Source organism: Streptomyces sp. NPDC046335, assembly GCF_055587985.1.
The window spans coordinates 137,796-161,000 of record NZ_JBVJFF010000008.1 but is presented as its reverse complement, the minus strand read 5'-3'; the positions used below and the strand labels follow the sequence as shown (position 1 = coordinate 161,000).

General features: G+C 70.8%; 25 protein-coding genes. 12 read left to right on the top strand and 13 right to left on the bottom strand.

Going from position 1 to position 23,205, the window contains the following annotated elements; all coding sequences use genetic code 11:
• Nucleotides 1–116: 116 nt before the first annotated feature.
• Nucleotides 117–608 (top strand): sec-independent translocase, encoded by a 492-nt coding sequence (locus ACZ6JY_RS20900; RefSeq protein ID WP_469197481.1) that lies wholly within the window; start codon nucleotides 117–119, stop codon nucleotides 606–608.
• A gap of 123 nt (nucleotides 609–731) precedes the next feature.
• Nucleotides 732–1,397 (top strand): hypothetical protein, encoded by a 666-nt coding sequence (locus tag ACZ6JY_RS20895; RefSeq protein ID WP_469197480.1) that lies wholly within the window; start codon nucleotides 732–734, stop codon nucleotides 1,395–1,397.
• A gap of 57 nt (nucleotides 1,398–1,454) precedes the next feature.
• Here the strand turns inward: ACZ6JY_RS20895 and ACZ6JY_RS20890 are convergent, their stop codons facing one another.
• From ACZ6JY_RS20890 to ACZ6JY_RS20880, 3 genes are read right to left on the bottom strand one after another with little or no spacing between them, the layout of a single operon-like run.
• On the bottom strand, nucleotides 1,455–2,588 hold the full coding sequence (locus ACZ6JY_RS20890; protein ID WP_469197479.1) for an Mrp/NBP35 family ATP-binding protein: 1,134 nt from the start codon (nucleotides 2,586–2,588) through the stop codon (nucleotides 1,455–1,457).
• A gap of 44 nt (nucleotides 2,589–2,632) precedes the next feature.
• Nucleotides 2,633–3,229 (bottom strand): DUF1003 domain-containing protein, encoded by a 597-nt coding sequence (locus ACZ6JY_RS20885; protein ID WP_469197478.1) that lies wholly within the window; start codon nucleotides 3,227–3,229, stop codon nucleotides 2,633–2,635.
• Nucleotides 3,216–4,493, bottom strand: coding sequence for a magnesium transporter MgtE N-terminal domain-containing protein (locus ACZ6JY_RS20880; protein ID WP_469197477.1), 1,278 nt, complete (start codon nucleotides 4,491–4,493; stop codon nucleotides 3,216–3,218). The genes ACZ6JY_RS20885 and ACZ6JY_RS20880 overlap by 14 nt, the downstream gene beginning before the upstream one ends.
• Before the next feature lie 189 nt (nucleotides 4,494–4,682).
• Between ACZ6JY_RS20880 and ACZ6JY_RS20875 the strand changes: the two genes are divergently transcribed.
• A complete protein-coding gene (locus ACZ6JY_RS20875) occupies nucleotides 4,683–5,450 on the top strand; it encodes a hypothetical protein (RefSeq protein WP_469197476.1) in 768 nt (255 codons plus the stop codon).
• Nucleotides 5,451–5,575: 125 nt separating this feature from the next.
• Here the strand turns inward: ACZ6JY_RS20875 and ACZ6JY_RS20870 are convergent, their stop codons facing one another.
• Both ACZ6JY_RS20870 and ACZ6JY_RS20865 read right to left on the bottom strand, forming a co-directional pair.
• Entirely contained in the window at nucleotides 5,576–6,094 is a 519-nt protein-coding gene (locus ACZ6JY_RS20870; protein ID WP_469197475.1) for a hypothetical protein, read from the bottom strand.
• A gap of 23 nt (nucleotides 6,095–6,117) precedes the next feature.
• Nucleotides 6,118–7,245 (bottom strand): magnesium and cobalt transport protein CorA, encoded by a 1,128-nt coding sequence (locus tag ACZ6JY_RS20865; RefSeq protein WP_469197474.1) that lies wholly within the window; start codon nucleotides 7,243–7,245, stop codon nucleotides 6,118–6,120.
• Between the two features lie 505 nt (nucleotides 7,246–7,750).
• Between ACZ6JY_RS20865 and ACZ6JY_RS20860 the strand changes: the two genes are divergently transcribed.
• A complete protein-coding gene (locus tag ACZ6JY_RS20860; protein WP_469197473.1) occupies nucleotides 7,751–8,335 on the top strand; it encodes a suppressor of fused domain protein in 585 nt (194 codons plus the stop codon).
• Nucleotides 8,336–8,353: 18 nt separating this feature from the next.
• Here ACZ6JY_RS20860 and ACZ6JY_RS20855 read toward each other — a convergent pair whose 3' ends face one another.
• Entirely contained in the window at nucleotides 8,354–9,607 is a 1,254-nt protein-coding gene (locus tag ACZ6JY_RS20855) for an MFS transporter (RefSeq protein WP_469197472.1), read from the bottom strand.
• A 173-nt stretch (nucleotides 9,608–9,780) separates the two neighbouring features.
• Between ACZ6JY_RS20855 and ACZ6JY_RS20850 the strand changes: the two genes are divergently transcribed.
• From ACZ6JY_RS20850 to ACZ6JY_RS20840, 3 genes are all read left to right on the top strand, one after another.
• Complete coding sequence (locus tag ACZ6JY_RS20850; protein WP_469198013.1) at nucleotides 9,781–10,422, top strand: DUF6758 family protein; 642 nt, start codon at nucleotides 9,781–9,783, stop codon at nucleotides 10,420–10,422.
• A 213-nt stretch (nucleotides 10,423–10,635) separates the two neighbouring features.
• Complete coding sequence (locus ACZ6JY_RS20845; protein WP_469197471.1) at nucleotides 10,636–11,517, top strand: PHP domain-containing protein; 882 nt, start codon at nucleotides 10,636–10,638, stop codon at nucleotides 11,515–11,517.
• A gap of 147 nt (nucleotides 11,518–11,664) precedes the next feature.
• Complete coding sequence (locus ACZ6JY_RS20840) at nucleotides 11,665–12,270, top strand: MarC family protein (protein WP_469197470.1); 606 nt, start codon at nucleotides 11,665–11,667, stop codon at nucleotides 12,268–12,270.
• Nucleotides 12,271–12,411: 141 nt separating this feature from the next.
• Here ACZ6JY_RS20840 and ACZ6JY_RS20835 read toward each other — a convergent pair whose 3' ends face one another.
• Nucleotides 12,412–12,564 (bottom strand): hypothetical protein, encoded by a 153-nt coding sequence (locus ACZ6JY_RS20835; RefSeq protein ID WP_447039807.1) that lies wholly within the window; start codon nucleotides 12,562–12,564, stop codon nucleotides 12,412–12,414.
• A gap of 237 nt (nucleotides 12,565–12,801) precedes the next feature.
• Between ACZ6JY_RS20835 and ACZ6JY_RS20830 the strand changes: the two genes are divergently transcribed.
• On the top strand, nucleotides 12,802–13,731 hold the full coding sequence (locus tag ACZ6JY_RS20830) for an NYN domain-containing protein (protein ID WP_469197469.1): 930 nt from the start codon (nucleotides 12,802–12,804) through the stop codon (nucleotides 13,729–13,731).
• 42 nt (nucleotides 13,732–13,773) lie between these two features.
• On the opposite strand, the gene ACZ6JY_RS20825 is transcribed toward ACZ6JY_RS20830, so the two are convergent.
• Both ACZ6JY_RS20825 and ACZ6JY_RS20820 read right to left on the bottom strand, forming a co-directional pair.
• A complete protein-coding gene (locus ACZ6JY_RS20825; RefSeq protein ID WP_469197468.1) occupies nucleotides 13,774–14,658 on the bottom strand; it encodes an alpha/beta fold hydrolase in 885 nt (294 codons plus the stop codon).
• A gap of 253 nt (nucleotides 14,659–14,911) precedes the next feature.
• Complete coding sequence (locus tag ACZ6JY_RS20820; protein ID WP_469197467.1) at nucleotides 14,912–16,987, bottom strand: DEAD/DEAH box helicase; 2,076 nt, start codon at nucleotides 16,985–16,987, stop codon at nucleotides 14,912–14,914.
• Between the two features lie 535 nt (nucleotides 16,988–17,522).
• Between ACZ6JY_RS20820 and ACZ6JY_RS20815 the strand changes: the two genes are divergently transcribed.
• Nucleotides 17,523–18,260 carry a ferritin-like fold-containing protein gene (locus ACZ6JY_RS20815; protein WP_469197466.1) on the top strand — a complete coding sequence of 246 codons (738 nt, stop codon included), beginning with the start codon at nucleotides 17,523–17,525 and terminating at the stop codon, nucleotides 18,258–18,260.
• A gap of 58 nt (nucleotides 18,261–18,318) precedes the next feature.
• Here ACZ6JY_RS20815 and ACZ6JY_RS20810 read toward each other — a convergent pair whose 3' ends face one another.
• The 4 genes from ACZ6JY_RS20810 to ACZ6JY_RS20795 all read right to left on the bottom strand — a co-directional run bounded on the left by ACZ6JY_RS20810 (nucleotide 18,319) and on the right by ACZ6JY_RS20795 (nucleotide 20,248).
• Nucleotides 18,319–18,588: a hypothetical protein gene (locus ACZ6JY_RS20810; protein WP_469197465.1), complete on the bottom strand. Its 270-nt coding sequence runs from the start codon at nucleotides 18,586–18,588 to the stop codon at nucleotides 18,319–18,321.
• A gap of 279 nt (nucleotides 18,589–18,867) precedes the next feature.
• The gene (locus ACZ6JY_RS20805; RefSeq protein ID WP_194138286.1) at nucleotides 18,868–19,095 is read right to left on the bottom strand and encodes a DUF3107 domain-containing protein; all 228 of its coding nucleotides are present in this window, start codon (nucleotides 19,093–19,095) and stop codon (nucleotides 18,868–18,870) included.
• 139 nt (nucleotides 19,096–19,234) lie between these two features.
• On the bottom strand, nucleotides 19,235–19,876 hold the full coding sequence (locus ACZ6JY_RS20800) for a TetR/AcrR family transcriptional regulator (protein WP_469197464.1): 642 nt from the start codon (nucleotides 19,874–19,876) through the stop codon (nucleotides 19,235–19,237).
• A 150-nt stretch (nucleotides 19,877–20,026) separates the two neighbouring features.
• On the bottom strand, nucleotides 20,027–20,248 hold the full coding sequence (locus ACZ6JY_RS20795; protein ID WP_469197463.1) for a hypothetical protein: 222 nt from the start codon (nucleotides 20,246–20,248) through the stop codon (nucleotides 20,027–20,029).
• Nucleotides 20,249–20,468: 220 nt separating this feature from the next.
• Here ACZ6JY_RS20795 and ACZ6JY_RS20790 point away from each other — a divergent pair, with 220 nt between their 5' ends.
• The 3 genes from ACZ6JY_RS20790 (at nucleotide 20,469) to ACZ6JY_RS20780 (ending at nucleotide 23,049) form a co-directional block, all read left to right on the top strand.
• Nucleotides 20,469–21,536 (top strand): alpha/beta fold hydrolase, encoded by a 1,068-nt coding sequence (locus tag ACZ6JY_RS20790; RefSeq protein WP_469197462.1) that lies wholly within the window; start codon nucleotides 20,469–20,471, stop codon nucleotides 21,534–21,536.
• An 8-nt stretch (nucleotides 21,537–21,544) separates the two neighbouring features.
• Nucleotides 21,545–22,888 carry a DUF3152 domain-containing protein gene (locus ACZ6JY_RS20785; protein ID WP_469197461.1) on the top strand — a complete coding sequence of 448 codons (1,344 nt, stop codon included), beginning with the start codon at nucleotides 21,545–21,547 and terminating at the stop codon, nucleotides 22,886–22,888.
• Between the two features lie 68 nt (nucleotides 22,889–22,956).
• Nucleotides 22,957–23,049 carry an Ms4533A family Cys-rich leader peptide gene (locus ACZ6JY_RS20780; RefSeq protein ID WP_469197460.1) on the top strand — a complete coding sequence of 31 codons (93 nt, stop codon included), beginning with the start codon at nucleotides 22,957–22,959 and terminating at the stop codon, nucleotides 23,047–23,049.
• Nucleotides 23,050–23,205 lie beyond the last annotated feature (156 nt).

Below are 23,205 nucleotides of genomic sequence, written 5' to 3'. Positions count from 1 at the left end.
GATCCGGGTTGCCGTGCAGCGGCTACCGGACGGACACGGGCGGCGGGTACCGTGGTCACGGTCCAGACCTCGGACGACGACCTGTGGCGGCCTGAGGACAGCGCAAGGAGCTCAAGGTGTTCAATGACATTGGCGCACTCGAGATAGTGGCGCTGGTCGTCCTCGCCGTGCTCATCTTCGGTCCCGACAAGCTGCCGAAGGTCATCCAGGACGTCTCCCGCACGATCCGCAAGATCCGGGAGTTCTCGGACAGCGCGAAGGCGGACATACGGCAGGAGCTGGGCCCGGAGTTCAAGGACTTCGAGTTCGAGGACCTGAACCCGAAGAAGTTCATCCGCAAGCAGCTCGACAACGACGAGCTCGGGCTCAAGGAAATCCGCAACGGCTTCGACCTGAAGAAGGAGATGAACGAGGTCGCGGACGCCGTGCACGGCCGCGACAGCGACTCGTCCGACTCCGACTCCGACGCGGGCTCCGGCTCCGCGTCGTCGGCCTCCTCGGCCTCTGCGGAGGCCGCCGCGCCGTCCGGCACCCGCGTGGACATGCAGAAGAAGCCCGCGAACCCCGCCTCCGCCGACCGTCCGCCGTTCGACGCGGACGCCACCTGAGGCCTCGCCTGAACGATCGCCGCCCACCGGTGTGGCTATCCTGCCTTGTTGTTGTCCGGGGTGAGGACGTCCGAGGGGGGCGGGCCGCTCCGGACCCACGAGAGCGAGGAGGCGGCCGGGTACATGGAGACGACAGGTCGGGTGGGCACAAAGGCGGCGGCCGGGGACGGCGCCGCACAAGCGGTGTCCTCCGCCCGGCGTACGGTCGACGGCTACCTGCTGGCGCCCTTTCCCTGGTACGGCCTCGACGAGGCCTTCACGGGACCGCGCTGGCTGATGCAGGTCGGCGCGACGGCGGACGGCGCGGTGGAGCATGGTTCGATCGGCCACGGCGAGGAGCCGTCGGTCCGCGGTGAGGGAACCATCGGCAACAGCGACAACGAGCGCTTCGCGGTCGTGGTGACCGTCGCGGCCAACCCGGTGCGGCGCACCGCCGACGGCAGCGTCCTGGAGGCCACGTCGGTCTCCTCGGCGGCCTGGCTCGCCGGGGTCGGCCTGCTTTCGTACACCTGGCCGAGCCAGATGGACCACACGCTGCGTGACGACTGGCTCGACCAGCAGACCGAGACGGCGTGGGTCCTCGCGGACGATCTGGAGGGCGCGGACTGGTCGTCGCTCTCCCTGCCGGTGGACGGCGTCCCCACGTCCTTCCACTACCGCGAGTCCGAGTACGGATGGGTTCTCGCGGGCTCCACGGAGGAGGGCGTGCACCTCGGCGCGTACGGGCGCGGCATGAGCCCGTACGGCCTCGGCTTCTCCGTGATCAAGGACATCGGCGCGTACGCCTAGCCGGCGGGGAACCGGCCCTTGGGGGAGGGCGCCCTCGGGCGCCCCCTCTCAGAGTCCCTAGAACTTGTTCCGCGGGGTGATTCCCAGCGACATGCCCGACAGGCCGCGCTGGCGGCCGCTCAGCTTGTCGGCGATGGAGCGCAGGGCGGAGCCCGCGGGGGAGTCCGGGTCGGTCAGGACGACCGGCTTGCCCTCGTCGCCGCCCTCGCGGAGGCGGACGTCGATCGGGATGGAGCCGAGGACCGGCACGTTGGCGCCCGTCGTCCTCGTGAGGCCCTCGGCGACCCGCTGGCCGCCACCCGAGCCGAACACGTCGACCATCTCGTCGCAGTGCGGACAGGGCAGCCCCGACATGTTCTCCACCACGCCCACGATCTTCTGGTGGGTCTGCACGGCGATGGAGCCGGCCCGCTCGGCGACCTCGGCCGCCGCCTGCTGAGGCGTCGTGACGACGAGGATCTCGGCGTTCGGGACGAGCTGCGCCACGGAGATCGCGATGTCGCCCGTGCCCGGCGGCAGGTCGAGGAGCAGGACGTCCAGGTCGCCCCAGTAGACGTCGGCGAGGAACTGCTGGAGGGCGCGGTGCAGCATCGGGCCGCGCCAGACGACCGGGGCGTTGCCGGGGGTGAACATGCCGATGGAGATGACCTTCACGCCGTGCGCCGACGGCGGCATGATCATGTTCTCGACCTGGGTCGGCTTGCCGTCGGCGCCGAGCATGCGCGGCACGGAGTGGCCGTAGATGTCCGCGTCCACGACGCCGACCTTGAGGCCGTCGGCGGCCATCGCGGCCGCGAGGTTCACCGTGACCGAGGACTTGCCGACGCCGCCCTTGCCGGACGCGACGGCGTAGACACGGGTCAGCGAGCCGGGCTTGGCGAAGGGCACCTCCCGCTCGGCGGTGCCGCCGCGCAGCGCGGACGCCAGTTCCTTGCGCTGCTCGTCGCTCATCACGTCGAGCGTGACGTCCACCCGCGTGACGCCCTCGACTGCGGCGACTGCGTCCGTCACGTTGTTGGTGATCGTCTCGCGCATCGGGCAGCCGGAGACCGTCAGGTACACGGTGACGGCCACCGCCCCGTCGGCGGAGATGTCCACAGATTTGACCATCCCCAGCTCGGTGATGGGTCGGTGGATCTCGGGGTCGTTCACCGTCGCCAGTGCTTCACGCACCGCGTCTTCCGTAGCCATGCAATTGATAGTACGGCGCGGTAACCCCCGGCAGGAAAGGGCAGTCAGCGGTCGCCTACATCACGTCCGCGTCCGCCCTCCGACGGGAATACCACGCGGCTCTCCGTCCGGCCTTCCAGATGCTGCGCGATCCGCTGCTCCTCCAGCTCCTTGACCAGATCCTGGAGCTCGGAGCGGATCCAGTCGCGGGTCGCCACCTCGCCGAGGCCCATCCGCAGCGAGGCGATCTCCCGGGTGAGGTATTCGGTGTCCGCGATGGACCGCTCGTTCTGTTTGCGGTCCTGTTCGAGGTTGACGCGGTCGCGGTCGTCCTGGCGGTTCTGCGCGAGGAGGATCAGCGGGGCCGCGTACGACGCCTGGAGCGAGAGCATCAGCGTCAGGAAGATGAACGGGTACTGGTCGAAGCGCAGGTGGTCCGGGGCCGCGATGTTCCACACCACCCACAGGATGATGGCGACCGTCATCCAGACGATGAACCTGCCGGTGCCCAGGAAGCGCGCGATCCGCTCCGAGAGCCGCCCGAACGCCTCCGGGTCGTAGTCCGGCAGCAGCTTGGGGCGCGGGGTGCGCGGCTGGTCGAGGCGGAACCGTGGGGTCCGTGCCTCGGCACGGTTCTCGCGCTCCCGGTCAGCCGCCACCATGATCCGCCGCCTCCTCCAGATGGAACTCGGTCTCACGCCAGTCGTTGGGCAGCATGTGGTCCAGTACGTCGTCGACCGTGACCGCCCCGAGCAGCGCGCCGCCCTCGTCGACGACGGGCGCCGCCACCATGTCGTACGCCGCGAAGAACCCGGCGACGGTGGGCAGGGCGGCGCCCGGCGCCAGGGGTTGCAGGTCGTCGTCGATGATCGACCCGACGAGCGTGTACGGGGGATCGCGGAGCAGCCGCTGGAAGTGCACGGTGCCCAGGTACTTGCCGGTCGGCGTCTCGTCGGGCGGACGGCAGACGTAGACCTGGGCGGCGAGCGCGGGCGAGAGGTCCTCCATGCGGACGCGTGCCAGGGCGTCGGCGACCGTCGCGTCCGGGCGGAGCACGATCGGCTCGGTGGTCATCAGACCGCCGGCCGTGCGCTCCTCGTACGCCATGAGGCGGCGCACGTCGGCGGCGTCGGCCGGCTGCATCAGGGCGAGCAGGCGCTCCTTGTCCTCCTCGGGCAGTTCGGCGAGGAGGTCGGCGGCGTCGTCGGGGTCCATGGCCTCCAGGACGTCGGCGGCGCGCTCCTCCTGGAGCTTGCCGAGGATCTCGATCTGGTCGTCCTCGGGCAGCTCTTCCAGGACGTCGGCGAGCCGGTCGTCGTCGAGCGCGGCGGCCACCTCGGCGCGGCGCTTGGGGGACAGGTGGTGCAGGACGTTGGCGAGGTCGGCCGGACGTAGCTGTTCGAAGGTGGCCAGGAGGTTCTCGGCGCCCTGCCCGTGCTCCTCCAGGGAGAAGCCGTCCACGGCGGCCCAGTCGACGGTGAGGGTCTCGCCCTTGCGCCGGAAGGTGCCGCCCTTGCCCTTGCGTACGAAGACCCGGTCGATCTCCCAGTCGCGGCGGGCCGGAAGCTGCTGGACCGACACGTCGAGGACGGTCACCTCCTCGCCGGTCTCGACGAGGCGGACCCGGCGGTCGAGCATCTCGCCGAGGACGAGCCGCTCGGTGGGCCGCTGCTCGAAGCGCCGTACGTTGAGCACGCCGGTGGTGATGACCTGGCCCGACTCGATGCCGGTGACGCGCGTCATGGGCAGGAAGATGTGGCGCCGGGTCGTCAGCTCGACGACGAGGCCCAGCAGCCGCGGGGGCTTGCGGCCCACCCGGAGCATCGCCACGAGGTCGCGGACGCGGCCGACCTGATCGCCGTTGGGGTCGAAGGCGGAGATGCCGGAGAGGTGGGACACGAAGACCCGGGGGGCGCCTGCCGCCATACGTGCGCCCCTTCCTGCTGTGGTTTCACGGTATTTCGTCCGGCAATACGGGCTTCAGGCTAGCCCGTCCCGGTCGGACACGCCCCGGCGGAGGGTCCGTACGGACTGCCGCCGAGTCGCTCGTCCGGCACAGGTACGCTGCCGTACTGCCGAAGCCGTAGGCCGTCCGCACGAGAGGCAGCGCCACCTGTGACCGCACTTCCCCTGGCCAGCCGAGCCCGCAGGGCAGCGTTCGTGGGCGCGGTGTGCGCCGGCGTGGTCGTGGGCGCCACGAGTCTGACCGGGTGCGGCAGCGACGAGGACCCGGACGCGGGCACGAACGGCATCGGCAAGCTCCCGGCCACCAAGATCCAGAGCAAGGCCGGCAAGGTCGCGGAGGCGGCGTCGGGGGTACGGCTCTCCGGCACCGTGGTGAGCAAGGGGCACACCTACTCCCTCGACATGCGCCTGAAGGACGACGGAGGCACCGGTTCCGTCACCTCCAAGGGGCAGACGTTCCAGCTCCTCCGCGTGGACGAGCAGCTCTTCCTGAAGGCCGACACGCGGTTCTGGACGCACCAGGGCGACGGCAAGCAGCCCCAGGGCGCGGACGAGGCCGCGGCGGCCAAGCTGGACGGCAAGTACGTGAAGGTGCCGAAGGGCGATCCGGCCTATCAGCAGCTCAGCGGCTTCACCGACAAGGACGTGCTTCTCGCGGGCATGCTCACGCTCCACGGCGAGCTGGCCAAGGGTGACCGCGGCAAGTCGGGCGGCACACGCACCATCAAGATCACCGGCGACGAGGGCGCGGGCGGCACGCTCAGCGTCGCCCTGGACGGCAAGCCCTACCCTCTGCGCCTTGAGCGCGGCGGCCACGCGGGCACGCTGGAACTCACGGAGTGGAACAAGGAGTTCCCGCTCCAGGAACCGGAGAAGGCCGAGATGGTCGACTACGGCAAGCAGCTGCCGACGTCGTAGAGCCGCTGAGCCGGGGCACCCCGTAGGGGGCGCGGGCGAACGCCGACCGTACCTGCGCGCCCCGTAAGGGGCGCGGGGAACTGCGCGAGCGACCACGACGCACCCGCAGGCGGAAACGGCGAGCCTCAGCCCCGCTTCCGCTTCCGCCGGAAAAGCAGCCGAGGCAGCCCCGCGGGCACCGGCTGCCGCGTAGTCGCCACGCTAGGCAGCGGCGCAGCCGCAAGGGACCCCTCCGGCACCCCGGGGAGCACACCGCTGACCGCCAGTCGCACGACCCTGCACTGCTCCGCCCACCGCTCGGTCATCCGCTCCGCGTCCGGCGCGTTGAGCCGCTTGCCCTTCAGCTCGGCGACAGCCGCCTCCCACTCCTCGGAGCCGGGCGGGAGCTCGCGGACCTCGGCCGTCCAGGCGACGACACGCCCGCCCTTGTCCTTGCTGCGTACGGTCACTTCGGCGGAGCCCCCGTCGACGAGCCCCGGCAGCGGCTGCTCGCCGGGGCCGTCGCCGACGAGGTGCGCGGCGCCCTCGTGCCAGACGTGCCACAGCGCCCGCGCGGGCGATCCCTCCCCCCGCACCCAGATGAGGCCGGACTTCTTGGTGGCCTCCTCGACGAGGGCGCGGCCGAGCAACGGGTCAGCAGTCATGGCGGCAGCCTATCGACTGGCGCTCAGAGCCAGCCGTTGCGCTTCAGGGTCCGGTGGATCGTGTAGCAGGCGGCGCCGATGAGGGCGAGGACCATCGGGTAGCCGAACCGCCAGTGCAGCTCCGGCATGTGATCGAAGTTCATGCCGTACACCCCGCAGACGGCCGTCGGCACGGCGATGATCGCCGCCCACGAGGTGATCTTGCGCATGTCCTCGTTCTGCGCGACGGCGGCCTGCGCGAGGTTGGCCTGGAGGATCGAGTTGAGCAGCTCGTCGAAGCCGACGACCTGCTCCTGGACGCGCGTGAGGTGGTCGGCGACGTCACGGAAGTACTTCTGGATGTCGGGGTCGACGAGCCGCATGGGCCGCTCACTGAGCAGCAGCATCGGCCGCAGGAGCGGCGAGACGGCCCGCTTGAACTCCAGTACCTCGCGCTTGAGCTGGTAGATCCGCCCGGCGTCGACGCCGCGTGCGGAGCCCTTGCCCTTGCTCGGGGCGGAGAACACCTCGGTCTCCACCTCGTCGATGTCGTCCTGCATCGCGTCGGCGACCGCGATGTAGCCGTCGACGACGTGGTCGGCGATGGTGTGCAGGACCGAGGAGGGGCCCTTGGCGAGCAGCTCGGGGTCCTCCTGGAGGCGCCGCCGCAGGGCGCGCAGCGAGCCGTGGCCGCCGTGCCGGACGGTGATGAAGAAGTCCCGTCCGGTGAAGCACATCACCTCGCCGGTCTCCACGATCTCGCTGGTGGCCGTGAGCTCGGCGTGGTCGACGTAGTGGATGGTCTTGAAGACGGTGAAGAGCGTGTCGTCGTACCGCTCCAGCTTGGGCCGCTGGTGGGCGTGCACGGCGTCCTCGACGGCCAGCGGGTGCAGCCCGAACTCGGCGGCGATACCGCCGAATTCGGCCTCGGTCGGCTCGTGCAGGCCGATCCAGGCGAAGCCGCCCTCGCGGCGGACCTGGAGCATCGCCTCGTGCGGCGTGAGGGTGTCGGCGGACTCCACGCGCCGTCCTTCGCGGTAGACGGCGCAGTCGACGACGGCCGACGCGGCGTCGCGGGTCGCGTCGTAGGAGTCGTACGAGGAGGAGTAGTGGCCGCCCTCCTTGCGCAGCGAGGGGCGGACGACGGCACGAAGGTCGCGGATCATCGACATGGGCAGGCTCCTTCGACGGAGGCCGCCTGCAACGGTTGGAACTACCCGGAATGGGGACGTCCTGCGGTGAGAATGTTTGGCACGTCCGCAAAGCGGGGAGCACCGCACCGTCGCGGTGGCAGCTTCGCTACTGACACAGATCAGATAACTCAGACAGATCAGGTGAAACGAAGTGCTCTTCCGGCGCACACGGCATGATCAGTGCATGCGGTGGTGCGTGGTGTGTGTGCTTGCGCAGCTACCGGGCTGCGTGGATCACCGGGCGGAAGAGCGGGTGGTACTGCACGGTCGACTTCGGTCCATTGCAGCCCCACCTCCTCCGGCCGGTCCCCCGTAAGGGAAGTCCCATGCGCCCTCTGCACCCGTGGCGCAAAGTCAGTGTCTGTCTCCAGGGCTTGAAAGCGACGCTTCTGCGTGCTGCCCTGAGCCAGCTGCCAACACTATCAGCCGACTGAAGTGTCAAGCCCCCGCTTTGCCCTTCACTGACGAGTTCTATGCTCGCGTCATGGCAGATGTTCTTGCGCTGGTCGAGGCCCGTCTCCGCACCGGCCTCGGAGAACCCGACGCGCGCGCCGCGGTGACCTTCCTCGGCACCGACCGCGTCGAAGTGCTGCGGTTCACGGACGGGGACGTGGTGCGCTACGCCACACTCGGCATGTCCGCCCAGCCGATGGCCGATCCGACCGCCGCGCTCGCCGACCCCGTCAAGGGTCCGCGCGCCGAGCTGGTGCTCTCCGTACGCGCTGGTCTCGCCGATACGGACAAGGTGCTGCGCCCGCTCGCGGTGCTCGCCGCGTCGCCGCAGGTGGAGGGCCTCGTCGTGGCGCCCGGCGCCTCGCTGGACGTGGGGGAACCGCTGTGGCCCGGCGCGCCGTTCACCTCGGTGCTCGTCGCGGAGCCGGGGGGCCTGGTGGAGGACCTGGACCTCGACGAACCCATGGAGCCCGTACGGTTCCTGCCGCTGCTGCCCATGACGCCGAACGAGGCGGCGTGGAAGCGGGTGCACGGTGCGGCGGCCCTGCGGGAGCGCTGGCTGAACAGCGGAACGGACCTGCGCGATCCGCTGCGCAAGTCCGTGCCGCTGGACTGAAGTCTCCTACGGGACTGATCAGTTGGCGAAGACGCCGACACCGTCCTCGGTGGCGTGCTTGGGTTCCAGCTCCTCGGCGTCGTGTGCGAGCGAGGTGCGGCGCACCCAGACCACGCCCGCGCCGAGCACCGCTGTGACGGCCGCGACCACGAACGGGATGTGGATGTTGCTCCACTCCTCGATCTTCGGCGCGAAGAACGGAGCGGCGGCCGCCGCGAACCAGCGCACGAAGTTGTAGCCGGCGCTGGCCACCGGACGGGGCGCGTCGGAGACGCCGAGGGCGAGCTCGGTGTAGACGGTGTTGTTCACGCCGATGAACGCGCCGGACAGGATCGTGCAGACGATGGCCGTGGTGTGGTTGCCGTAGCCGAGCACGAGGACGTCCACGGCGAGCAGCACCAGCGAACCGCCGAGCACCTTCAGTGACCCGAACCGCTTCTGGAGGCGCGGCGCGACCAGCACGGAGAAGACCGCGAGCAGCAGGCCCCAGGCGAAGAAGACCGCGCCTGACTTGTACGGGGTCATGTTCAGCACGAACGGCGTGAAGGCCAGCACGGTGAAGAACGTGTAGTTGTAGAAGAACGCCGAGGCCGCCGCGGAGGCCAGTCCGCCGTGGCCGAGCGCCTTGATCGGGTCGAGCAGCGAGGTCTTCTTCGCGGGCCGCGGCTGTTCCTTGAGGAACGCCGTGATGCAGAGGAAGCCGATCGCCATCAGCGCGGCGGTGCCGAAGAACGGATAGCGCCAGCTCGCGTCGCCGAGCAGCGCGCCGACCAGCGGCCCGCAGGCCATGCCGAGCCCGAGCGCGGATTCGTACAGCAGGATCGCGGCGGCGCTGCCGCCCGCCGCGGCGCCGACGATGACGGCGAGGGCGGTCGACACGAAGAGCGCGTTGCCGAGCCCCCAGCCGGCCCGGAACCCGACGAGTTCACCCACCGAGCCGGAGGTTCCGGAGAGGGCGGCGAAGACCACGACGAGGGCGAGGCCGAGGAGCAGGGTCTTCTTGCCGCCGATGCGGCTGGAGACGAAGCCGGTCACCAGCATGGCGATGGCGGTGATCAGGAAGTACGAGGTGAACAGGAGGGAGACCTGGCTCGCGCTCGCGTCCAGGCCCTTGGCGATGGAGGGCAGGATCGGGTCGACGAGCCCGATGCCCATGAAGGCGACGACGGACGCGCCGGCCGTGGCCCACACGGCCTTCGGCTGGCGCAGGATGCTGCCCGCCCCGGCGTCGAACGGGTCCCCTTCCGCGGGGCCCCCTGTGCTGCTGTTCATACAGCCGCTCCTTCGCTGCTTCCACAGCGGTCGATAAAGGTCGTTGACGTATACACATATTAAGTTAGCAAGGCTAATGAGTGCAAGCTACACCTAGTTTTCCCTGGTGACAGGGCCACCGGACGGGTGATCGTCCTTGACGGGGCGACGACCGGGGAGGACCGTTGAGCAACATGAGGGGCGAACCCAGTTGCCCGAAGTGTGGTGGCCGGGTCAGGGCTCCCGGTCTCTTTGCCGACTCCTGGCAGTGCGACGCGCACGGCACCGTGCATCCGGTCCAGCCCGTGATCCCACCCAGCGTGGAGGCGGTCCAGGTCGTGGTGCACCGGACCCAGGTCCCGGTGTGGATGCCGTGGCCGTTGCCGGTCGGCTGGCTGTTCACGGGCGTGGCCTGCGCGGGAGACGACAGGAGCGGCGGCCGGGCGACCGCGGTGGCCTGCTCGGGACCCGCCCCGCTCGGCGGCGTCGGCGAGCTGGTGCTTGTCGCCGAGGAGCTGGGCGTCGGCCTCGGCGCGCGGTACGCGGGCGTCGAGGGACCCGACCCGGGGCCCTATATGAACGTCGACAAACCGCCGCAGACCAAGGTGCTCGCCGCCGGGCGCCCCACGGCGCTGTGGCATGTGTCGGGGACACCGGACGACCGCGCCGTCTTCGCGGGCGAGGCGCGCGGCCTGTGGCTGTGGGCCATCGCCTGGCCCGAGCAGTCGGGACTCCTGATGTACGACGAGCTGGTCCTCACGGACCTCCGGGACGCCGGAGCCGAGGTGGACCTCCTGCCTTGCGGGGCACTGTCGCCGCGTCTGCTTATGCCTTGACGGTTTGGGGGGGCGCGGTGGGCGGGGTGCTCGCGGTGGCTCTGGCGCCTGCCGTGGCTGCGGTGCAGATCCGCGCCCGGCGGGCCGTCGTGACGGACGGAATAGGGGTCGGCGTGAGGGACGCCTCTCCGGGGGCGGCCGGGGGAGTGGTCGTGTCCCGTTATCCTTGAGCGTCCCCGCCGTCCGCCCCCGTCAGAGCCTGGAGTCAGCATCGTGCGCATCGATCTGCACACTCACTCCACCGCGTCGGACGGCACGGACACCCCCGCCGAGCTGGTGCGCAACGCCGCCGCCGCGGGTCTCGACGTCGTCGCGCTGACCGACCACGACACCACGCGGGGCTACGCGGAGGCCATCGCCGCCGTGCGCGAGCTGCCGGGTCCTGCGGGGCTGAGCCTCGTCACCGGCGCGGAACTCTCCTGCCGCCTCGACGGCGTGGGCCTGCACATGCTGGCGTACCTCTTCGATCCCGAGGAGCCGGAGCTCGCCCGCGAGCGCGAGCTGGTCCGCGACGACCGTGTGCCGCGCGCCAAGACGATGATCGGCAAGCTCCGCGAGCTGGGCGTGGACGTGACCTGGGAGCAGGTGGCGCGCATCGCGGGGGACGGCTCGGTCGGCCGCCCGCACATAGCCGAGGCCCTCGTCGAACTGGGCGTCGTGCCGACCGTCTCGGACGCCTTCACCCCGCAGTGGCTCGCCGACGGCGGCCGCGCCTACGCCGAGAAGCACGAGCTCGACCCCTTCGACGCCATCCGCCTGGTCAAGGCGGCCGGCGGCGTCACCGTCTTCGCGCACCCCGCCGCCGCCAAGCGCGGCCAGGTCGTGCCCGAGGCCGCCATCGCCGAGCTCGCGGCGGCGGGCCTCGACGGCATCGAGACCGACCACATGGACCACGCCCCCGAGATCCGCGCGGGCCTGCGCGGCCTCGCGGCGGACCTCGGCCTGCTGGCCACCGGCTCCAGCGACTACCACGGCAGCCGCAAGACGTGCGTGCTCGGGGAGTTCACCACCGACCCCGAGGTCTACGGCGAGATCACCCGCCGGGCCACTGGCGCCTTCCCCGTCCCGGGCGCGGGCGGAAGCCCGACCGCGTAAACCCGCAAGGCCCGTAAGGCCCGTAAGACCTTCTCTCCTTCTTCGCGTCCCACCGTTCCCGCGGCGGCGGCCACCGTGCCCCGCGCCCGGCGCCGGTCGGCGCGGCCCCTCCGTACGACCTGCTACGACTCTCTGCAAGGCATCACTGTGTTCGACGTCGCCGTATTCGGCTCCCTCTTCCTCACCCTGTTCGTGATCATGGACCCGCCGGGAATCACCCCGATCTTCCTCGGCCTCACCGCGGGACGGCCCGCCAAGGTGCAGCAGCGGATGGCCTTCCAGGCCGTCTGCGTCGCCTTCGGCGTGATCTCGGTGTTCGGCCTCGTGGGCCACCAGATCCTCGACTACCTGCACGTCTCCGTACCCGCGCTGATGATCGCGGGCGGTCTGCTGCTGCTGCTCATCGCGCTCGACCTGCTCACCGGCAAGACGGACGAGCCGAAGCAGACCAAGGACGTCAACGTCGCCCTCGTCCCGCTCGGCATGCCGCTGCTCGCCGGTCCCGGCGCCATCGTGTCGGTCATCCTGGCCGTCCAGGACGCCGACAGCATCGGTACGCAGGTCTCCGTCTGGTCGGCGATCGTGGCCATGCACGTGGTGCTCTGGCTGGTGATGCGGTACTCGCTGCTGATCATCAGGGTCATCAAGGACGGCGGCGTCGTCCTCGTGACGCGGCTCGCGGGCATGATGCTCTCCGCCATCGCGGTGCAGCAGATCATCAACGGGATCACGCAGGTGATCAACGGCGGCTGAGGCGGCTGCCCGACTGAGACGGCTGCCCGGCTGAGGCGACTGCCTGACCTGAGGCGGTGCCTGGGTGCGGACGCCGTAGACGCACGAGGGGCCCCGTACGGAACCGTACGGGGCCCTTCGTCGTCTGCTGCGTCGTCTGCGTTACGAGGCCGAGGATTCGGCCGGGCGGATGTATATGCGCTGGCCCACTGCTGCGGCCTGCTGCACGATCCGGTTGACGGAGGCGGCGTCTACGACGGTGCTGTCCACGGCGTTACCGTCGACGTCGTCGAGTCGCATGATTTCGAAGCGCAAGGGCTTCTCCCTTCGTCTGGTCATCCTCCTGAAGGAGAACTACTAGAGATGGCCAGGCCATTGCCTGTCCGTTAAGTGTGGGTTGCGGAGCTACTGTGCCCCGCGTTCCTGATGGGTAAAACGAGTTGTCCCCTGCAAACATTCCCTACGCTAAGGAAATTTTTCGAATACCTAATTACCTACGAGTAGCGGCACCGGTTGTGTTCGCTGTGTGACCAGCGGGAGACTGGGCCTTCTATGAACGACGCCGACCACAACGCAGCCGACTACCGCCACAGCGCCGCTGACATCAGCGCTCAGCTGGAGCGCACCAACGGGCTGCTCGAGCGCATGCTCGCCGAGGTGGCGAAGACCCCGTCCACGCACGCGATCTTCGTCGACGCCGGGTATCTGTACGCGGCCGCGGGCCGGCTCGCCACCGGCACCGAGGACCGGCGCGCCTTCGACCTCGACGCCGAGGGGCTCATCGAGGCACTCATCGACAAGGCCCGCACGATCTTCGCCGACAGCAGGCTGCTGCGGGTCTACTGGTACGACGGGGCCAGGCGCCGCATCCACACCACCGAACAGCAGTCGATCGCGGAGCTTCCCGACGTCAAGGTCAGGCTGGGCAACCTCAACGCCAACAACCAGCAGAAGGGCGTCGACTCCCTCATCCGCAGTGACCTGGAGTCACTGGCCAGGCACCGTGCCATCAGTGACGCCGCGCTCATCGGCGGCGACGAGGACCTGGTCTCGGCGGTCGAGGCCGCGCAGGGGTACGGCGCGCGCGTCCACCTCTGGGGCATCGAGGCCCCCGAGGGGCGCAACCAGGCCGAGCCGCTGCTGTGGGAGGTCGACAGCCAGCGGACGTTCGACCTCGACTTCTTCAAGCCGTACGTGAGCCGGCGCGTCGTCACGTCGTACGAGACCGGGCCCACCGCGCAGCGGCCCTCCCGCGAGGACGTCCGTTTCGTCGGCGCGCAGATCGCCGCGAAGTGGCTTGCCGCGCGGGGGCGCGACGCGCTGGTCGGGCTGCTGCCGGGCCACCCGTACCTGCCCGGCTCCGTGGACCAGGAGCTGCTCGTGGAGGCGGAGCGGCTGCTCCAGTACTCGCTGCGGGGGCAGTCCGATCTGCGCAGGGCGTTGCGGGACGGGTTCTGGGAGCACTTGCAGACGCTGTACTGAGGCTCCCGTGGCACCCGTGGCACCCGTGGCTTCCCTGGCCCTCTACGGCAAGCCGTTCCAGAAGGCTGTCAGTGCAGCGGCCGTTTCCTGCGGGCGGTCCGTGTTGGGGGAGTGCTCGGCGCCCCTGATCACCGTGCGGTGGGCGCTCAGGCGGGTCGCCATGTCGTCCAGGAGCGGTACGGGCCAGGTGTCGTCGCGTTCGCCCGAGACCACGTGCTTGGGCAGCGGCGCGGCGGCGAGTTCCGCCACGCGGTCCGGCTCCCTGGTGAGCTGCCCGCCGGTGGCGATGAGCTGGGCAGGGTTGTGCCGCAGCCACCGTGCGCGCAGGGCCTCGCTGTCGTCCGTGCCCTCGGCGGTGGTGCCGCCGGTGTCGGCGTCCTGCGGGGGCGGCGGTTCCATGGCCCGCATCGCCTGCCAGACCTCCTCCATCGACAGCACGGCGAGGGCGTCCGCCAGCATCTTGGCGCGGGCCTGCTGGGCCGGTACGACTGCCGCGGGGCCCGAGGACATCAGCGTGAGCGAGGCGAAGGTCTCCGGGGCCAGGAGCACGGCCGCGCGGGCGATCTGACCGCCGAGGGAGTGGCCAAGGAGGTGCAGCGGGGCGGGGGCGTCCAGGGCCGCCGCCTGGGCGAGGACGTCGCGGGCCAGCTCCTGCTGCGCGTACGCCGCTTCGTCGGCGGGGCCCGCGGTCTCGTACTGGCCGCGGCCGTCCACGGTGACGGCGCGGTAGCCCGCGGCGGTCAGGGGCTCCAGGAGGGCGATGAAGTCCTCCTTGCTGCCGGTGAAGCCGGGGAGCAGCAGAACGGTCCCGCGCACCTCGGAGCCGTCCGCGGGCACGGCGTCCAGCGTGGCGAAGGCGCCGCGGGCGGTGTGGAGCGTGCGGGCTGCTGCGCAGGGCGGCGGGGTGAAGGTGGGGGGACGGCTCATGGCACCGAGGCTAATGCTGGCCCCTGGGCCTTGGGCGGACGGGGCTCTGCTTCTCCGGCGGTGCCCGGGGGTGGGCTTGCCGTGGTTCGCCGCTTCGCGGCGGGTCTCCCACCCACCCGTCCGGCACTCCGGGGTGATGACGTGGTCGTGGAGAGGATCCGGTGCGAAGCGGCGGGCTTGGGCGGCAGCCGCCGGGCACGCGGAAGGCCCGCATCCAGGTGGATGCGGGCCTTCACGGTGCGGAGGGGGGAGATCAGCTCTCCGGGGTCTCCACGGGCTCTGCCTTCTTGCGCGTACGGCGACGCGGCGCCGCGACAGTAGCCTCGGCCTCGGTCGTCGACTCCGGAGCGGCAGCCGCCTTCCGCGTACGGCGACGCGGCTTCGGCTCCTCCGACGACTGCGCCGGAATCTCCGCCTCGGCGACGGGCTCGGCAGCCTTGCGGGTGCGTCGCTTGGGCTTCTCCTCGACCGGGGCTTCGGTCACCGGCTCGGCAGCCTTGCGGGTCCTCCGCTTCGGCTTCTCCTCGGCGGGAGCCTCAACCTCCGCGACGGGCTCGGCAGCCTTACGCGTGCGCCGCTTGGGCTTGTCCTCGACCGGAGCTTCGGTCACCGGCTCGGCAGCCTTGCGGGTGCGTCGCTTGGGCTTGTCCTCGGCGGGAGCTTCGACCTCGGCGACGGGCTCCGCAGCCTTGCGGGTGCGCCGCTTGGGCTTCTCCTCGGCGGGAGCTTCGACCTCCGCGACGGGCTCCGCAGCCTTGCGGGTCCTCCGCTTCGGCTTCTCCTCGACCGGGGCTTCGGCCGGAGTCTCGACCGGGGCCTCGGCCACCGCCGTGGCCGCCGCCGTTTCGACGACCGCCTCGGTGGCTACCGCCTCCGCGCCGGCGACCCCACGCGTCCGGCGACGTCGGCGCGGGGTACGCGGCTCCGACGGCTCCGTGGCGGTGGGTGCCGCGGGTGCCGCCGCTTCGGGGGCCTCCGTGGTCACCGGCACCGCCGGGGTGTCCAGCGGGCTGCCGGCCCGGGTGCGGCGGCGGCGCCGCGGCGTACGCGCGGGACGCTCCTGCTCCGGGGCCGGGGCGGCTGCCGCGGCCGGACGGCCGCGGTCCTTGCTCCGGCCGCTGCTCCGGCCACGTCCACCCGTCTCGCCGAGGTCTTCGATCTCCTCGGCACGCAGACCCGCGCGGGTCCGCTCGACGCGCGGCAGGACACCCTTGGTGCCCGCCGGGATGTTCAGCTCCTCGTAGAGGTGAGGGGAGCTGGAGTAGGTCTCGACCGGGTCGCCGAGGCCCAGGTCGAGCGCCTTGTTGATCAGCTGCCAGCGCGGGATGTCGTCCCAGTCGACCAGCGTGATCGCGATGCCCTTGGCGCCCGCGCGGCCGGTGCGGCCGATGCGGTGCAGATAGGTCTTCTCGTCCTCGGGGGACTGGTAGTTGATGACGTGCGTGACGCCACCGACGTCGATGCCGCGCGCGGCGACGTCCGTGCAGACCAGCACGTCCACCTTGCCGTTGCGGAACGCCCGCAGCGCCTGCTCACGCGCGCCCTGGCCGAGGTCGCCGTGGACGGCGCCCGACGCGAAGCCACGCTTCTCGAGCTGCTCCGCGATGTCCGCGGCGGTCCGCTTCGTACGGCAGAAGATCATCGCGAGTCCGCGGCCGTCGGCCTGGAGGATGCGCGAGACCATCTCGGGCTTGTCCATGTTGTGCGCGCGGTACACGTGCTGCTTCGTGTTCGCGACGGTCTGGCCCTCGTCGTCCGGCGCGGTGGCGCGGATGTGCGTGGGCTGCGACATGTAGCGACGGGCGAGGCCGATGACGGCGCCCGGCATGGTCGCCGAGAACAGCATCGTCTGGCGCTTCGCCGGAAGCATGTTGATGATCTTCTCGACGTCGGGCAGGAAGCCCAGGTCGAGCATCTCGTCGGCCTCGTCGAGGACCAGGCACTTGATCTGCTTGAGGTCGAGCTTGCGCTGGCCGGCGAGGTCGAGGAGACGACCCGGCGTGCCGACGACGATGTCGATGCCCTTCTTGAGGGCCTCGACCTGCGGCTCGTACGCACGGCCGCCGTATATGGCGAGGACGCGGACGTTGCGCGCCTTGCCCGCGGTCAGCAGGTCGTTCGTCACCTGCTGGCAGAGCTCGCGGGTGGGGACGACGATGAGGGCCTGCGGCGCCTCGGTGAGCTGCTCGGGAGTGGCGCGGCCGGCCTCGACGTCGGCGGGGACGATCACGCGCTCCAGGAGCGGGAGCCCGAAGCCCAGCGTCTTGCCGGTGCCGGTCTTGGCCTGGCCGATGACGTCAGAGCCGGAGAGGGCGACGGGGAGCGTCATCTCCTGGATGGGAAAGGGACTGATGATGCCGACGGCTTCTAGCGCCTCGGCCGTCTCGGGAAGAATCCCGAGCTCTCGGAAAGTCGTAGTCAGGGCTATGCCTCTTCTGTGAGACGCGGCGTGAGGCGAACGCAGGGGGTCGTGACCGTGCCACTACCGCCGGGGCCGCTTGTCGGGCGGGCCGGGGGCGCGGGACCACTGCCGGCGCTCGAGCGCTCTTACCGCTGAGGTTCCCTCCTCGTGCCGTCCACATCTGCGCGGACCGCCCGGAGGGCTGTCGGGTCGGAGCCGATCGGGCCACCGACCGGGCATCCTCATTCGTAGGCCCGCCGAGTCTCCAGCGGGCGCATTACCACTGTACCCCGGAATCTCGCATGCGTGTCCGGCGAATTCGTCACATGGTCACGGTCACACTGGACGCGTGGTCGCGGTCGCCGTCGACGCGTGGTCGCGGTCCCGGTCGGCGCATGGTCGCGCGGTCGCAGTCGCTGGCCAGGTCCTTACGAGGTACCGCAAGCGGGCTATTGTGCGCATCATGGAGACGCCTGACACTGCCGCTGAATCCGCCGCCGAACCCACCGGGGTCGCCGCCCAGGACTGGACGAAAGCCTCCGCCGAGCCGCACTACCGCGCCGCGGTCGTGGACCTGCTCGGCGCGCTCGCCTACGGAGAGCTCGCGGCGTTCGAGCGGCTCGCCGAGGACGCGAAGCTCGCGCCGACGCTCGGCGACAAGGCGGAGCTGGCGAAGATGGCGTCGGCGGAGTTCCACCACTTCGAGCAGTTGCGGAACCGGCTCTCGGAGATCGGCGCGGAGCCGACGGAGGCCATGGAGCCCTTCGTCGCCGCGCTCGACGGCTTCCACCGCCAGACGGCGCCTTCGGACTGGCTGGAGGGCCTGGTCAAGGCGTACGTGGGCGACTCGATCGCCAGTGACTTCTACCGCGAGGTGGCGGCCCGGCTCGACGCCGATACGCGCGAGCTCGTCCTCGCCGTCCTCGACGACACCGGTCACGCGAGCTTCGCCGTGGAGAAGGTGCGGGCCGCGATCGAGGCGGACCCGCGCCTCGGCGGACGGCTGGCGCTCTGGGCGCGCCGTCTGATGGGCGAGGCGCTCTCGCAGTCGCAGCGGGTCGTCGCCGACCGGGACGCCCTCTCGACGATGCTGGTCGGCGGCGTGGCCGACGGCTTCGACCTCGCCGAGGTCGGCCGCATGTTCTCGCGCATCACCGAGGCGCACACGAAGCGAATGGCGGCGCTGGGCCTGGCGGCCTAACCGAAGCCGGACGCGCCGCCGCGGACGTGCGGCGGCGCACCGCCCGGTCTGGCGGCGGTCAGGCCGTCGCCGAGCGGCGCAGTCTGCCGTGGGTGGGGCGGAGCAGCAGCGACAGCAGGGCCACCGATACGGCGACCGCTCCCAGGAGCGTCGCGACGGCGTGGCCGGGGCCGAGTGCCATGTGCGTGATGAAGGCGCCGACGAGAGCGCCCGCCGGGCCCGTCGACAGGACGAGGCTGCGCGCGGGCAGCCGGTGGCCCAGTCGGTGTGCCGTGGCCAGAGCCAGGGCGAGGCCCAGCAAGGTGGAGCCAAGTGCTTCCAGGATCACGGAGGTGCCCTCCCTCGCGGCCAGGTGCAAATCGGTCCTAGCCGGTCTACCCCGGGCGGCCGGAAAGCAACCCTCCATGATCGGGCGTCCACCACTTCATCCCGTACGCCTGTCACCTCGTAGGGCTGTCACGTCGTAGGGCTGTCATCTCGTACGGGCTGTCGCCTCGTAAGGCCGTCATCACGTACGGCCGTCATCTCGTACCGCAACGCACAAGTACGGCCCGGTGGTTGTCGCCACCGGGCCGTACTTGTGCGTTGCGTCCTTGAGGGCGCGGTACTACAGGGCGCTGAAGCCCACCTTGCGTGCGGTCGGCTCGCCGAGCTCGACGTACGCGAGGCGGTCGGCCGGAACCAGGACCTTGCGGCCGTGGTCGTCCACGAGGCTCAGCAGCGGCGACTTGCCGGTCAGCGCCTCGGACACCGCGTGCTCGATTTCCTCGGCGCTCTGGCCGCTCTCCAGCACGATCTCGCGGGGCGCGTACTGCACGCCGATCTTGACCTCCACGGCTTTGTCCCTCCGACGGTCAAACTGTGCGCGGCCGTCCGCGCCGTACCCAGCACACATTAGCCCGGTGCGGGGACGGGTACGGACGCGGTCGTGAACGCCGGTAGCGAACACGGAACGGGAACAAAACGGCGAGAGGTCAGTGGCCCTCGGTGCCGTGCAGCGGGAAGCCCGCGATGCCGCGCCAGGCGAGCGAGGTGAGCAGTTCCACCGCCTTGCCGCGGGGGACCGTGCTGCGGCTTGCCAGCCAGTACCGCGCGACCACCTGGGAGTAACCGCCGAGGCCCACGGCGAGGAGCATCGCCTCGTCCCGGGGCAGGCCGGTGTCCTCGGCGATGACCTCGCAGATCGCCTCGGCGCACTGGAGGGTCACGCGGTCGACGCGCTGGCGCACCGCGGCCTCGTTCGTCAGGTCCGACTCGAAGACCAGACGGAAGGCGCCGCCCTCGTCCTCCACGTACGCGAAGTAGGCGTCCATGGTGGCGGCGACGCGCAGCTTGTTGTCCGTGGTGGACGCCAGGGCCGTGCGCACCGACTGGAGAAGTGACTCGCAGTGCTGGTCGAGCAGGGCGAGGTAGAGGTCGAGCTTGCCCGGGAAGTGCTGGTAGAGCACCGGCTTGCTGACTCCGGCACGCTCGGCGATGTCGTCCATAGCGGCCGCGTGGTAACCCTGTGCGACGAAAACTTCCTGCGCCGCCCCGAGAAGCTGGTTGCGCCGGGCCCGTCGCGGCAGGCGGGTGCCCCGTGGACGGGCCGCCTCTGTCTGCTCGATGGCTGTCACGCCGCCTCCCAAATCGTCCATGTTGCGGTGAGCGCCGCGTCGCCATCGTACTTTTCGGTAACTGTGATGTGTGCGGTGCGGGCGCAGAATTTCACGGACCGGATGGCCGCTGAATCCATATACAGCGGGGCAAATGCGGTCAGGTCTGCCTCAGCGGTAGTCGTCCTCGTCGATGGTGACGACGCGGGCCTGTTCGGCGATATCGGCCTCGTTGGCCGCGCTCGGGTCCACGTCCGTCAGGGAGTCGTCCGAGGTCGGCGCCAGGTCGGTGTGCTGTTCGGCGGTGTCCGCCTCGGGCGCCTCCACGGCGGCCTCGGCGGGGGTGCTCTCTTCCGTCTCGGAGGTCTCGGGATCGGTCGGGTCGACACTCATCAGTGGCTCTCTTCCCTTGCGGTGCTCGCTGGCCCTTTCGTGGTGCGAGTGCCCTCCTCGCCCGCTTCGCATGAGCCTTTCGCCCGCTTTCTCTGAGCGTAGGAGCAACCCGGGTGGGGCGCTACGCGGTCCATGCGCAAGCGGGGCGCTACGCGGTCCATGCGCAATCTGTGACGGCGAACACGTGAACTACCGCGTGATCGTCTCGTAACATTGCCGCATGTCTTCGACCGATCTGCCGAATCTGCTGGCCACCACGGCGTCGCCCAAGCCGGGCACCGTGGCGGTCGCGGACGGTGAGCGGCTCGACTCCGTCGGTCTTCCCGGGCTCTCGCTGACGGTGCGTTCCCGGCCCTCGGTCCGTCCCGGTCTCGAACCCGCGCTGTACGTGCACGGACTCGGCGGCTCCTCGCAGAACTGGTCGGCCCTGATGCCGCTCCTCGAGGACGTGGTCGACTGCGAGGCGATCGACCTGCCGGGATTCGGGGACTCGCCGCCACCGGACGACGGCGACTACTCCGTCACCGGGCACGCGCGCGCGGTCATCCGCTATCTCGACGCCCGCTCGCGCGGTCCCGTCCACCTCGTCGGGAACTCCCTGGGCGGCTCCATCACCACCCGCGTCGCCGCGGTCCGCCCCGACCTCGTCCGTACGCTGACGCTCGTCTCGCCCGCGCTTCCGGAGCTGCGCGTGCAGCGCGCGGCGGTGCCCACCGGGCTGCTCGCGCTGCCGGGCGTCGCGGCGCTCTTCACGCGGCTCACCCGGGAGTGGACGGCCGAGCAGCGGGTGCGCGGCGTGATGGGGCTCTGTTACGGCGATCCGGGCAAGGTGACGCAGGAAGGTTTCGACGCGGCGGTGCGGGAGATGGAGCGCAGGCTTCAGCTCCCCTATTTTTGGGACGCGATGACCCGCTCGGCGCGCGGCATCGTCAACGCGTACACGCTGGGCGGCCAGCACGGACTGTGGCGGCAGGCCGAGCGGGTGCTCGCACCGACCCTGCTCGTCTACGGAGGGCGCGACCTGCTTGTCTCGTACCGCATGGCACGCAGGGCGGCGGCCGCATTCCGCGACTCGCGGCTGCTCACGCTGCCGGACGCGGGCCACGTGGCGATGATGGAGGACCCGCAGACGGTGGCCACGGCCTTCCGCGAACTGCTGGCCGACACCAACGGCACCAGCTACACCAGCGACACCGACGACACCAGCGACACCAAGGACACCGACGACACCGCCGGGCCGAGCGGCTCGCGCACGGAATCAACCTCGCGCACGGAATCAAGGAGCTGAGGCGGCACGTGGGACGGCACAGCCGCCGGGGTCCGGCAGACACGACTGACAACACGAGCACCTCTGGTGCGCCCCCGCCGCAGCGCGTGGGCCCGCAGGCGGGCCCCGGCCCGGGCCGCCGCAGGCGCGCGCAGGCGGCAGAGGAGACGCCCGCGCACGGCACCCCCGCCTCTTCGTACGGCACCCCTCCGCACGGCGTGCCGCAGGCCCGCGGCGGGCACCCGGAGCAGCGGGAGACCGGTGGCGGCTGGGGCGAGGTCGGCGGTATCGGGGCCCAGCCGCGCGGGGGGCCCGCTCAGGCGCCGCCGCCCGCAGGGCCGGGGCGCCGCGGCCAGGGCCCCCGCCAGGACTACGTGGCCGCCTTCCCCGAGGGAGACACGGGGACGCGGGGGCCGCTCGGGCCGCCGCCGCCCCGCGACCCGTACGCCTCCGTCACGGCGTGGGACGACGTCGAGCCGCGGGATGAGCCCGACGCGCTCTTCGCCGGTGACGGCGATCTCGGTGACGGCAGCGACGAGAACGGCGGGAAGGGCGGGAAGGGCAGGCGGAGCCGCCGCGCCTACGCGGGCTTCGCGGCCGCCGCGGTGACCGCCGTGATCGCGGTCGTCGTGGCCGGCCAGGTCGTCGGCGGCGGCGACAGGGCCGACAGCCGGCCCCGGGCCGCCAAGGGCGGCGGTGACCGTGACACCGAGGACCCCGCGTCCCGTTCGGACGAGCGGAAGAAGCCGGCCAAGGCGCCGGACGCGCCCCCGGTCACGTACAAGCAGAAAATGGACGAGAAGTACCCGCTGGAAGCGAAGCTGAAGGCGTCCGGCGACTTCGAGGTCGCGCCCGGATTCCAGAAGGCCCCCGGAAAGGGGCAGCGGTACCGGTACCGCGTCGACGTGGAGAAGGGGCTCGGCCTCGACGGTTCGCTCTTCGCCGACGCCGTGCAGAAAACCCTGAACGACGAGCGGAGCTGGGCCCACGGGGGCGCCCGTACCTTCGAGCGGATCTCGTCGGGGAAACCCGATTTCGTCATCACCCTGGCGAGCCCGGGAACGACCGCGACCTGGTGCGCGAAATCGGGACTCGACACCACTCAGGACAATGTCTCCTGCGATTCCGCGGCGACGGAACGCGTGATGATCAACGCCTATCGCTGGGCGCGGGGCGCGAAGACGTATGGCGACGACATCTTTCCGTACCGCCAGATGCTGATCAATCACGAGGTCGGCCACCGGCTGGGTTTCAATCACACGGACTGCACCAAGAGCGGCGATCTCGCGCCCGTCATGCAGCAGCAGACCAAGTTCCTCGACCACGACGGCATCAAGTGCAAGGCCAACCCCTGGGCTTTTCCCAACAGTTGAGCCCCGCCGGGGCGGCCGCTCCGGCGTCCGCTTTGACAACCGCCGCGAAGTCGTTCATATTTTCCCGCATGTCGAACCGTCACGCCCCTGCGAGCGCCGCCATCGAGCTGGCGCTGCTCGGCGTGACCGCGCTCTGCGTGGCCGACATTCACTGTTGCTGACGCCCGCCCCGGCGAGTGCGTCGCTCTTTCCAGTACCAAGTCCTTTCTGGAACCAGGCCCGACCCAGGTCGTGTGGCCGCGTTCAACGCTGCCTCTTTCCGCCTCTCCCGGGGTGAGCTCCGCTCATTTCCCCTTTTTCACGCCGCCTTAGCGCGG

Bases quoted from the DNA above. Each gene is read 5' to 3' on its own strand.
- ACZ6JY_RS20895 (WP_469197480.1), top strand. From the start codon at position 732: ATGGAGACGACAGGTCGGGTGGGCACAAAGGCGGCGGCCGGGGACGGC.
- ACZ6JY_RS20890 (WP_469197479.1), bottom strand. From the start codon at position 2,588: ATGGCTACGGAAGACGCGGTGCGTGAAGCACTGGCGACGGTGAACGAC.
- ACZ6JY_RS20885 (WP_469197478.1), bottom strand. From the start codon at position 3,229: ATGGTGGCGGCTGACCGGGAGCGCGAGAACCGTGCCGAGGCACGGACC.
- ACZ6JY_RS20880 (WP_469197477.1), bottom strand. From the start codon at position 4,493: ATGGCGGCAGGCGCCCCCCGGGTCTTCGTGTCCCACCTCTCCGGCATC.
- ACZ6JY_RS20870 (WP_469197475.1), bottom strand. From the start codon at position 6,094: ATGACTGCTGACCCGTTGCTCGGCCGCGCCCTCGTCGAGGAGGCCACC.
- ACZ6JY_RS20865 (WP_469197474.1), bottom strand. From the start codon at position 7,245: ATGTCGATGATCCGCGACCTTCGTGCCGTCGTCCGCCCCTCGCTGCGC.
- ACZ6JY_RS20860 (WP_469197473.1), top strand. From the start codon at position 7,751: ATGGCAGATGTTCTTGCGCTGGTCGAGGCCCGTCTCCGCACCGGCCTC.
- ACZ6JY_RS20855 (WP_469197472.1), bottom strand. From the start codon at position 9,607: ATGAACAGCAGCACAGGGGGCCCCGCGGAAGGGGACCCGTTCGACGCC.
- ACZ6JY_RS20850 (WP_469198013.1), top strand. From the start codon at position 9,781: ATGAGGGGCGAACCCAGTTGCCCGAAGTGTGGTGGCCGGGTCAGGGCT.
- ACZ6JY_RS20830 (WP_469197469.1), top strand. From the start codon at position 12,802: ATGAACGACGCCGACCACAACGCAGCCGACTACCGCCACAGCGCCGCT.
- ACZ6JY_RS20825 (WP_469197468.1), bottom strand. From the start codon at position 14,658: ATGAGCCGTCCCCCCACCTTCACCCCGCCGCCCTGCGCAGCAGCCCGC.
- ACZ6JY_RS20820 (WP_469197467.1), bottom strand. From the start codon at position 16,987: ATGACGCTCCCCGTCGCCCTCTCCGGCTCTGACGTCATCGGCCAGGCC.
- ACZ6JY_RS20815 (WP_469197466.1), top strand. From the start codon at position 17,523: ATGGAGACGCCTGACACTGCCGCTGAATCCGCCGCCGAACCCACCGGG.
- ACZ6JY_RS20795 (WP_469197463.1), bottom strand. From the start codon at position 20,248: ATGAGTGTCGACCCGACCGATCCCGAGACCTCCGAGACGGAAGAGAGC.
- ACZ6JY_RS20790 (WP_469197462.1), top strand. From the start codon at position 20,469: ATGTCTTCGACCGATCTGCCGAATCTGCTGGCCACCACGGCGTCGCCC.
- ACZ6JY_RS20780 (WP_469197460.1), top strand. From the start codon at position 22,957: ATGTCGAACCGTCACGCCCCTGCGAGCGCCGCCATCGAGCTGGCGCTG.